The following is a 5,654-nucleotide window of genomic DNA, read 5'->3' on the forward strand; positions in this document are numbered from 1 at the left end:
ATCCACAGGGCGAGGAGGAAAGTTAAGGAGAAGGTTCTCAGGAGGCTGAGGTGTGTAGTGATCCTTCCCTGGAGGGAAATTGTGAAGGTGATGGGGGGTGTTGTGATGAAGATGACGACGAAGATAGCTATAGTAGGGATAGGGGTAACGTTGGCGACAGGGGGAGGGGTATGGGTGGGATATCACCTTGTGAGAAGTTCGACTTCAAACGTGCAAGGTAGGATTGAGATGAAAGAGGAGACAGTACAGACGGAAACGAAGCTGACAGCCCCTCATAGGATACAGGGAGGGAAACCCACCTCCGATGAGCTCACCTTCGAGGAGTTCAACAGATGGCTCGATGAAGCGCTGGATGAAATGGAGAAGGAGATAGAGAGCGAGGCCGTTCCGAAAAGTGAGCCGATAAAAACCACTTTACCCCACAGGCAAGCCATGACGTCAAAAGCTCAAAGCGATAAACCCTGGGAATCGGATCCGGAATATCAGAGGTTGGATCGGGAATTTAAAGAGAAACGGAGAAGACTCATCGTCGTCTCTTCACGTGCGGATGAGATCGGACGGAGGCTCGACCAACTGCCCAGGGAAGGGCCCGCATCGGACCCCAGAATGCAGGAGAGGTTGTCTCTTGAAGAGGAGTTCAATTCCCTTAACTGGGAACGTTTCTTCCTCCAGACGGAGCTTATAGAGCTCTGGAAGGCGAAGGAGGCCATTAAGAAAAGTTATAAGGAGAGAGTAAGATGATAAAATCGCATATTTGGCTTCTCATAATAATAGAGCTGCTCAACCCTTCTCTGTCTTTTAGTGATAAATTGACCCTCTCTGAAATTGTCGAGGGATTAAATTTAGCTCGAAAAACGATTAGAAGTGGTGAACTACGGCTGGAATATCGAATAGGACCAAGACCAATGCGTCCGGCAGATGCTTATAAGGCAGTGAAACGATATCAGGAGATTCTTAGTCTTAAACCTAAAGTGATCACCTATAAAGGTGACAGTGACATAGCTTTTATCTACAATATGTTGCTAGCCGGAATTCCTAGACGGGAAGAGTGGACTGTCTTCTTTGAAGTTTTCAACAGTTTTTACCGTTATAGGCTGGAGATCAGGGACTGGACTATACAGGATGTGCCGGTGGGAATCGCTGAGATTTTCAATTTAGGCTATCAACGTACTTATCTTTTTGATGGGCAATATCAGGTACGTTTAAGGGAAGCTGAGAGATTAGCTCCAATCGCTCAGTTTTTCACTGGAGAAAGATATAGATATTTCCACCATTTTGAACAGATGGGACGTCTTGATTTTCAAATGCCAGCTGTCCCTGAATCTCAAAGCGTTGAGATGGATGAAACTGCTTCAAACTATCCGAGGCTCATAGGTGTGGAGAAAGATAAGGAAGGTAAGGATATATACATCCTCCAGTTCTGTGATCTCAAATTATGGGTTTCTCCGGAGGAAGGTTTTTGTCTCCGCAAGGTTGAAAAGCATCTCGATTCATTTCGAGCAGGGCTTGTTAATTATGCTAAGGTCTCATCTTATGAAGATTACAGGGCCTTTTCAGGTGTCTGGTATCCCACACGGATTACTATGGTGTATTTCTCACGAAGCAATGGGGAGATTAAGAAACTTCAACTTAGTTACAATATACTGGAGGCTAGCTTCAATGTGAGTTTCCCTGAATCTTTCTTTAAGGTAACACCTTCCGCTCTTGATAAATCGAGGTGGTGTATTAAGCATGAATATTGAAAAAACCAAAGGAAAGGAGGGTTTCCAAAGATGAGAAGCCTTAACTCTTTATGGGGCGTCACGATATTACTCGCTCTGACTTGGGCTGTCATTTTCGTCGTTAAAATTATAGAACCAGCTCAGGTTAGAGCGGACTCGGACTGCTATGAGAAGTGTGTTGATCCCGGTGCTCCCCCAGAGGAGTGGTGGGAGTGTAAAAAATCTGATCCAGGTCCATGTATGGACTACGGTGGACATCCTCCTGGATGTTATCGAACGGATGGATACCGAAGCTGCCCTCCGACTCAATACTCATGGGAAGATCCGTATGAGTGCGGGACCTCTTCCAATCGAACCGATACCTGCCTTGTATATCCAACTGAGTACCCTGCTGGTTATGAATACACCTGTGTGGGTGAAGATTCAGGGTGCATAGGATTCGAGTATCCGCCATGTATAAAGGAGTGTAGGATAGTTGCTGAGGATGAAGTTCTAGTGCACTTTACATGCTCAACTGAATACGCTCCATGGTGCGAAACATCCAGTTAAACGATAAATGAAGGGCGGGTATCTGCCCGCCCTTTTAAGTGGAATTAGGGAAGTTACGATGAAGAGGATAATAAGTTTTTCCGTTATCGCCGGGTTACTCTTGTTCGCATTATTAGGGACATGGGTAGTTATGTCCTTGAGATACGATGTGAAACCGGTTACGAGTGATATGCCATCCGGTATGGTTTTGATACCTGCCGGTAAATTTTTAATGGGAGGAGGCTCATATCGACAATCCGTTATTTACCTTGATTCTTACTACATCGATATATATGAGGTCACCAATCAAGATTATGAGAAATTCATCTTAGATGGTGGCTACCACAGAAGGGAATTATGGTCAAAGGAAGGTTGGGAATTCATCAAGGAAAATCAGATCGAAATGCCAGCAAATTGGATAGTAAAGTCAAAAAGTAAAGCTTCCATCGCTCCTCACCATCCAGTTGTGGGGATCAGTTGGTATGAAGCTCAAGCATATGCCAAGTGGGCGGGTAAACGATTGCCTACCGAAGCGGAATGGGAAAAAGCAGCACGCGGTACTGATGGACGGAGATATCCTTGGGGAAATGAATTTGATTGGACACGGGTGAGCTATGGAGGTTTAATACGATTATTGAACGTTGGAGCTTATCCGAAAGGAACTAGTATTTATGGATGTTTTGATATGAGCGGCAATGTCTGGGAATGGTGTTCGGATTGGTATTCCGAATCGGATTATCCTAGCGACCGTGGGCCTGATATGGGAACCTACCGTGTCTTACGTGGAGGAAGTTGGTCATCCACACGTTTACAGCTTCAGTGTAATTATCGTTATTATGCGTTACCTACGACTAGAGCATTTGACATCGGATTTCGATGCGCTAAAGACGTTAAATGAATCTTCACTTCATTTGGTTCCGTAATTTTAGGAGGTGATTTTATGCTAAAGCTCCTCATCCCTAAAGATTGGAAGTTGAAAATACTGGTATTACTATTATTTAGCATTTTTCCATGGTTCAAGGGGCTTTCATCGGAAAAAGTTTCACGATCTCCCAAAAGTATTTCAATTTCAGGTAGAGTCACAGAGCGTTCAAGCAGGAAACCGGTGGTCAGGGCGACGATCAAAGCCATCACATACGAAGGGAAAATCATCGAGGCGACAACCTCCCAAAAAGGAAAGTATCACCTGCACATCGAAGGATCGGCTATCGAACATCCACTCCACCTCATCGTCATGGCAAAGGGGATGATATATCAAGAGTTTATGCTATCCCCAAGCAAAAACGGATATCTAACCGATATCGACATCGAACTGGAACCCGGCCCGCCAGTCGAAGGGAAAGTTACGGACGAAAACGGCAACCCCATTGATGGAGTTGAGGTGAACGCCCGAGGCAAAACAGGGAGCTTGCTGATGACCGCCAGGACGGATGAGAAAGGGATATACGAGTTCCCAATCACTTTCCCATATCATGAGTTGAAATGCCTCGAGTTTTCACACCCCCTTTATCAGGACAACCATATCGAGTTCTTCGTGGAGAATCCCAACCTCCTCAAGCTGCCCGACCTGATTCTCCTGCCGGGCAAGAAGATATCGGGTCGAGTTCTCGATCCAAAAGGGAAGCCTATCTCCAAAGCTGCAGTGCAATGTAATAAGCTCCCTGCCTTCCTCGATTTAAGAGACATTTCCATTCTGAAAACTACGAAGACAGATGAGCATGGCTGCTATCTTTTCCAAAACGTCTCCACCTCCAAAGGATGGGTTAGCGCTAAAGCCGATGGATACGCCCCGAGTATAATTCCTTTCCAGTTCCCAAAAAATCAAGATACACTGACAGGGATCGACATACCTCTTAAGAAAGGAGATTCAATTTCGGGCCGTGTCGTCGACGAACGTGGAAGACCTGTAAATGAAGCATATGTCATAGTCCGGAAGGCTGGAGATCAATACCTCTGGCTCCAAGTGTTCACAGATGAGAAAGGAAGATTCAAGATCTCTGACCTGCCGAAAGGGAAGGTCACTTTGAACGTAGATCACCCCGAATTCGAAAGGAAACAACTGGAGGTGAAGGTGGGGAAAACGGTTAAAATAACCTTAAGACGTAAAAGGCAAGCTGTCCTTTCATGCCAGGTTGTCTCCGCCTCCGATGATGAACCCATCGACTATTTCCACGTCTATATATTCCGCACCTCAATGTTAAGATACGTCCGAGAACCGATTGGAATGTTAGATGATTGGGCGATCGGATATGTGTTCAGAAGCTCCACAGGTCAATTTGAGTGTCCCGGAGTGCCTTTAGGTTCGAGGATCGATCTGATGATCAAAGCACCCGGTTACGCAAGCAGGTATATCAGAGGGATCACCATCTCAAACGAGATCGAGCGGTTGGTCATATCCATGAAACCGTCTAAGAAGGTGATCGGCATGGTTCGGGATGCTCAAACTCATGAGCCCATCGGGCACGCCTTCATCTATTCCTTCGACGAGGAGTTCCCGCTTCACATGATGAAAGAGAAGCGGTGGTTTATCACGAAAAGGGATCGGTTCCCGGATGTTTGGGATTTCAAAGCGAGATCGATATATGGTAGGGAGGTCACCTCCACAGGGTGGGATGGGAGGTTTCAAATCTATGATTTTGAACCCGGGAGGAGCTACATATACACTGAAGCTGAGGGGTATGCCCCGGCTCTATTGACCCCTGATGATATATCTTATGGTAAGCCTTTGATGGTTGAGCTGGTTAGGGGAGGAACCGTTAGAGGAATTGTCACCTCTACCAGTGGGTCAGAGTGGAAGGTTACCGTTAGGTTGCGGATGCGAGCTGATGCTGTGGATTCGAGGTTAACCGACGATGTTTTCAGAGTAGAATACAGTGTCACTCCTGAGGAAGAGGGAGGTTTCATCTTCCGACATTTAGCGCCGGGGGAGTATTACGTCTATCCGGTATATATCAGCGAGAGATACGGTCAGAAGCGCGGTAGACGTGTTCTGTTAGATGTCCTTGATGGCAGAGTCACAGAATGTACCTTACAAGCCGAATCAAATCCATTTCCGATTCGGTAGGGTTAAGATGTAAAAACAGAGGGGCTGATAGGGATGAGAGAAACTTATTACCTCTTACCTCATCATAACCACGAGTTGACTAGGTAACAACAATGGTCACTCACCGTCTTGAATTATCCATCTGGAAATTTCTTGTAATATTTCCTCCCCTCGCGCATCTATATATACGAGGGATAAAAGATGAAAGATGAGGAGCTTGTCCGAGAAAGCCTGAAAGGGGATAAAACCGCCTTTGAGGAGTTGGTCAGAAGATACTACGACCTCATACGCCTCACAGCCTTCTCCATACTGCAGGACCAGGATGAAGCAGAGGACGTGGCTCAGGAGACGTTCCTCAAGGC

General features: G+C 46.1%; 5 protein-coding genes. All 5 read left to right on the top strand.

The window, feature by feature from the left end:
* Nucleotides 1–741 (top strand): hypothetical protein (locus tag J7M22_07215; protein MCD6506401.1); only part of this gene is annotated, 741 nt, incomplete at its 5' end.
* Nucleotides 738–1,742: a hypothetical protein gene (locus J7M22_07220; protein MCD6506402.1), complete on the top strand. Its 1,005-nt coding sequence runs from the start codon at nucleotides 738–740 to the stop codon at nucleotides 1,740–1,742. The genes J7M22_07215 and J7M22_07220, both read left to right, overlap by 4 nt.
* Nucleotides 1,743–2,328: 586 nt before the next feature.
* Entirely contained in the window at nucleotides 2,329–3,147 is an 819-nt protein-coding gene (locus J7M22_07225; GenBank protein MCD6506403.1) for an SUMF1/EgtB/PvdO family nonheme iron enzyme, read from the top strand.
* Nucleotides 3,148–3,354: 207 nt separating this feature from the next.
* Nucleotides 3,355–5,313, top strand: coding sequence for a carboxypeptidase regulatory-like domain-containing protein (locus tag J7M22_07230; protein ID MCD6506404.1), 1,959 nt, complete (start codon nucleotides 3,355–3,357; stop codon nucleotides 5,311–5,313).
* 180 nt (nucleotides 5,314–5,493) lie between these two features.
* A partial coding sequence (locus tag J7M22_07235; protein ID MCD6506405.1) for a hypothetical protein occupies nucleotides 5,494–5,654 on the top strand: 161 nt, incomplete at its 3' end.

The organism is Candidatus Poribacteria bacterium (assembly GCA_021162805.1).
GTDB lineage: Bacteria > Poribacteria > WGA-4E > B28-G17 > B28-G17 > JAGGXZ01.

Coding starts and splice junctions, on each gene's coding strand:
- J7M22_07220 (MCD6506402.1), top strand. CDS start 738: ATGATAAAATCGCATATTTGGCTTCTCATAATAATAGAGCTGCTCAAC.
- J7M22_07225 (MCD6506403.1), top strand. CDS start 2,329: ATGAAGAGGATAATAAGTTTTTCCGTTATCGCCGGGTTACTCTTGTTC.